Source organism: Nonomuraea sp. NPDC049784 (assembly GCF_040659615.1).
GTDB lineage: Bacteria > Actinomycetota > Actinomycetes > Streptosporangiales > Streptosporangiaceae > Nonomuraea.
Map to the genome: position 1 here is coordinate 1 of NZ_JBFAMX010000751.1, position 4377 is coordinate 4377.

At 70.8% G+C, this 4377-nt stretch carries 4 protein-coding genes and 1 pseudogene; 1 reads left to right on the forward strand and 4 read right to left on the reverse strand.

Annotated elements, in window-relative coordinates; genetic code table 11:
• Window positions 1–107: 107 nt before the first annotated feature.
• Window positions 108–311: pseudogene (gene rocD / locus AB0J09_RS57625) on the forward strand (ornithine--oxo-acid transaminase); the annotation flags it as partial.
• Between the two features lie 186 nt (window positions 312–497).
• On the opposite strand, the gene AB0J09_RS57630 reads toward rocD, so the two are convergent.
• From AB0J09_RS57630 to AB0J09_RS57645, 4 genes are all read right to left on the reverse strand, one after another.
• Window positions 498–1778: a CU044_5270 family protein gene (locus AB0J09_RS57630; protein ID WP_360711455.1), complete on the reverse strand. Its 1281-nt coding sequence runs from the start codon at window positions 1776–1778 to the stop codon at window positions 498–500.
• The gene (locus AB0J09_RS57635) at window positions 1771–2367 is read right to left on the reverse strand and encodes an RNA polymerase sigma factor (protein ID WP_360711458.1); all 597 of its coding nucleotides are present in this window, start codon (window positions 2365–2367) and stop codon (window positions 1771–1773) included. The genes AB0J09_RS57630 and AB0J09_RS57635 overlap by 8 nt, the downstream gene beginning before the upstream one ends.
• 86 nt (window positions 2368–2453) lie before the next feature.
• Window positions 2454–3167, reverse strand: coding sequence for a class I SAM-dependent methyltransferase (locus AB0J09_RS57640; protein ID WP_360711461.1), 714 nt, complete (start codon window positions 3165–3167; stop codon window positions 2454–2456).
• A 5-nt stretch (window positions 3168–3172) separates the two neighbouring features.
• The coding region (locus AB0J09_RS57645) for an alkaline phosphatase D family protein (protein ID WP_360711464.1) at window positions 3173–4377 on the reverse strand (1205 nt) is incomplete at its 5' end.

The following is a 4377-nucleotide window of genomic DNA, read 5'->3' on the forward strand; positions in this document are numbered from 1 at the left end:
CGCCTCACTAGGCATAATGTCGGCCATGGCTTCTCTTGTGCACCATGTGACCATCGACTGTGCGGACACCTACCGGCTCGGGACGTTCTGGGCGGGTGCGCGGACGCGGGCTGTGGGCGGGCGTGGACATCGACCCGGAGCTGGCCACCGGGCGCGAGATGTCCAAGGCGCTCATGGCGAGGAGTGTCCTGGCCAAGGACACCCACGGCTCCACGATCCGCCTCGCCCCACCCATCGTCATCTCCGAGGACGACCTGGTGTGGGCCATTTCTCAGCTCTCTGACGCCCTTTACGAGTTCAGCCAGGCCTAGCCGTTCGTGGCTGGGTGCTTCCGGGTTCTAAACGGTCCCGCCGTTCGTGGCTGGGCTTTTCAGGGTTTTCACGGCGGAGCACGGGAGGGCCCAGCCACCGTACGTGGCTGGGCCCTGTCCAGGGAGACGCTCCTCCGGTTCACGGGGCCGGGCGCCGTTACGGCGCCCGCTTGACCGACTGGGTGGTCATTTGCGGGCCGGAGACGCCTTCTCGGTCGGCGGCGCCGGCGACGGCCCGTTCGACGGCTCCGCGCTGATAGTGACAGTCGGCACCGGCTCCGGCGCAGACGGGTCGCTCGTCGCGTTCAGCGTGATCGTCATGGTCGGCATCGGCTCCAGCGTCTGCGTTATGGCGTCCTCGCTCGGCTCCGGCGACGGCGCGGCCGAGCTCGTCGGGCTCGTGGTGGCCACGGGTGAGGGCGTGGCGCAGGAGGCGTCCCCCTGGTTCCGGACCGTCACCTGCGGCAGTTCGTCCACCGCCGAGACCTTGAGCTGGGCCGTCAGCGCCAGCACGCTGCCCTCGGGGGCCTGGGCGAGCTTGCTGTCCACGACCGTGTGCCGCTCCCCCATGAACAGGTGCGTGGCCGGGTCGAAGATGGCCTGCCTGAGGATGCCCTGCGGGTCCTGCTGCCCGAGCGCCACCCCCCTGCGGCCCGCCGCGTCCTCCACGCCCTCGGCCACCTGGACGCCGGGGATCGTCTTGGCCGCCTCGAACAGCGCGTCGCGCTGCGCCTTCGGCAGGTACGTCTCCCTGACCAGGTCAGACACATGGTCGAACGCGGCCCGGTCGCTGTCCACGCCCTTGCCGTCGCTCACGTACGCCGCGCTCATCTCGTAGAGGCGCCCCCGCATCCCGGCGGCGTCCGTCGGGAGCGTGCTCAGGTAGGCGTAGTCGGTGCGGCGGTCACCCCTCTGGCCGGGGCAGGAGGCCAGCAGGTGCCAGTCGGAGCCCTGCCAGGCCTTCGCCGACTTCGGCAGCGACCTGCCCGGCCACGGCTTGGGCTCGAGGCCCTCGATCTGCAGCAGGCCGTCCGCGCTCCCGTCCACGGACTGCCAGATCTTCCTGTGCGTCCGGTAGAGGTAACGCGAATCCTCGCCGTCCTTGCCGAACGTGAACGACCCGTACATCGTCTCGGACTCGATCAGGATGAACTGGCCGGGCCGGGGAGACAACTCATCCGACGACGACACGGAAGCCGACTGGGTCACCGACGTGGCGGGGTGCGTGCTGCCCCCGCCCTGGTTCGACAGAGCCACGGCCACGCCGCCGACCAGGACGACCGTGGCCCCGAACGCGGCCGCGGCCTGCAAGCCGAGCCTGGGCAGGCGAAAGCGGCCCCCGCCACGCGCCTCCGCCAGCAGCCGCTCCCGCGCCCTGGCCCTTGCCTCGGACCCGTACGGCGGCACGGTGGGCCTGCCGTCGGCGAACATGCGGATCTCGTCCTCATCCATGCTGCGTTCATCCATGCCGGGGCTCCTCTGCTGCGAAGGGATCGATGCCGCCGAGTGCCCTGCGCACCTTCGCGCGGAGCCTGTGGAGCCTGGACCTGACGGTGCCGACGGGCACGCCGAGCGCGAGCGCGGCGTCCTCGTACGTCAGGTCCGCCCATGCCACGAGCAGCAGCAGGTCACGCTCGCCCGCGCTGAGCCTCGTCAGCGCCCTGACCAGCCTGGGCTGGAGCTGCTCGGCGGTCACCCGGTCGGCGCTGCGCTCGTCGAACGTGCCGGGGCGCTCCACGCTCACCTTGGCCATGGCCGCGGTGCGCCGCCGCTCGGCCCTGCGGTGCTGGGAGACGACCTTGGTCGCGATGCCGTACAGCCAGGGCCTGGCATCCGGCCAGGAGCGGTCGTAACGCGCCCGCCCGCGGAACGCGACGAGGAACACCTCCCCCGTCACGTCGTCGGCCAGCTCCACCCCGAGGCGCCGGGCCGCGTACCTGTGGATCTCGTCGGCATGACGGTCGAACAGCGCCGCGAAGCTCTCCGGGTCACCGAGCGAAAGCCCGATCAGGGTCGAGTCATCCAGCGTCTCAGGCGCATCCTGAACACCTACCACTCTGCCGGTCCTCTCTCATGCGGTCACCCTGTTGTTGGCCGCTTGCCGGACCCCGGTTCCCACTATTTCGGGCGTACTTCAGCCGCCTACGGACGGCGCCACACCTCCATGCCCTCCGGCGCCGCGTCCGGGCCGAACCCGGCCGCCTCCAGCTCCGACGCCAGCCGTTCCCTGGCGGGCCAGTGGTTCGTGACGACCACCTCGTCCTCGCTGATCGCCACGCCGCGCTGCCGGATCCGGTAGACGAAGCGCGAGGTGACGCTCTCGCCCGCGACCTCCAGCACCTGCCCCGCGATCTCGTACGCGTGCCTGCCGACCTGGTACGAGCTCATGACCTCGAGCTCACCCGGCACGGGCACGGCCCGCTCGCGCCAGTTGAACACCAACCGCCCGCCCGGCTCCAGCTGCCTGGCCAGCACCCGCCACAGCGCGGCCCGCTCCTCGGCCGCGAAGCTCTGCAGCACCGAGATCATCACGACTGCCTCGACCGGCTCGTCCACCTCCACGTCCAGGGCCCCATACGGGAGGACGGTCACGCGGCCCAGCGCGTCGGGATCGGATGCCAGCCGGGAGACGAGCACCGAGCGCATGCCCAGCGACGGCTCGACGGCGTAGATCTCGGCCGGCGTCTCCCTGGCGATCAGCTCGGTTATCAGTCCGGTGCCCGCGCCGATCTCGATCACGCTCCGCCGGACCCCCTTCAGCAGCGGGGGAAGCGACTCGCGCACCACGGGAACATGCCCGTCGCCGTGCCACAGGTCGTAGAACGGCACGGCGACGGCGTAATTGTCGTCAAGCATGCGCGTCATCGTAGGCGGGCGGAGTCGATCGGCCTGACGCTGTCGCCGTCGGACTCGTACCAGGTGACTTCGTCCGGGAAGGTCAGCGTGGCCAGTGCGTTCTGGAACCAGGGCCCCTTGGTGACCCGCCACCGGAACGGCGGCCGTGGGATGCCCGCCAGCCGCGACAGCAGGCCGCCCACGAGCGTGGCGATCCGGAACTGGGTGAACACGTTGGCCCAGCGCAGCAGGCGGCTGAGCGGGTTGCGGATCGGCGAGCAGACGATCTGGAAGACCGGCCCTGAGCGGGCCTTGGCCAGGTAGGAGTAGTGGACGTCGCCCGAGAGGATCAGCACCGGCTTGCCGAGTCTCATGAGCAGCCTCGCCAGGTCGTCGAACGAGCGCCGGAAGGCCGCCCAGTGCTCCAGGTCGATGGCCTGCCGGAACTTCTCCGACCACCGCCGCACGAGCCCGCCCCACTTACCGTCGCACAGGGCCTCGTTCCAGTTCTGCACGCCGTGCACGCCCTCGGGGAGCAGGAACGGGATCGACGAGCCGATGATCAGCCGCTCGGCCGGGGCGGCGAGCTGCTCCTCGAGCCAGGCCCACTCCTCCGCGTCGAGCATGCGGCGGTCGCCGGGCGTGAGCTGCCTGGCGCACCTGGTGTCGACCATGATCAGGCGGGCGCGCCCGAGGTCGCGGGCGTAGCTCCAGCGGTTGCTGCTGGGCTCGGCGTCCGCCTTCTCGGCGAACGCGTCGAGTGCCGGACCGCCGTCGCCGCCCTCCATCAGCGCGCGCAGCAGCGGATCCTCCGCGCGCTCGGCCGGCGAGAGGTTGCCGAGGTGCTGGTAGATCCAGTACGCCCCGAGCCCCGAGACCACCCGGCGGTGCCACCAGTCTGTCGCGGCCATCTGCTCGCGCCAGGGCTGGGAGGTGTTCCAGTCGTCGCGTACGTCGTGATCGTCGAAGATCATCGCGGTCGGCACGGTGGACAGCAGCCAGCGGATCTTCGGGTCCGTCCAGGCCAGGCGGTAGAGCTCGGCGTACTCCTCGAAGTCGGCGATCTCCCTCTGCGGCTCCGTGCTCCTGCGGGCCTTGATGTAGTCGCGCATCTCGGGCGAGGGGTTGTCGGCGTAGACCTGGTCGCCGATGAGCAGCAGCAGGTCGGGCCACTCCTCGTCGCCCGCCGCCGCGAGGTGGTCGCCGTACGCGCGCAGCACGTCGGCGCCGT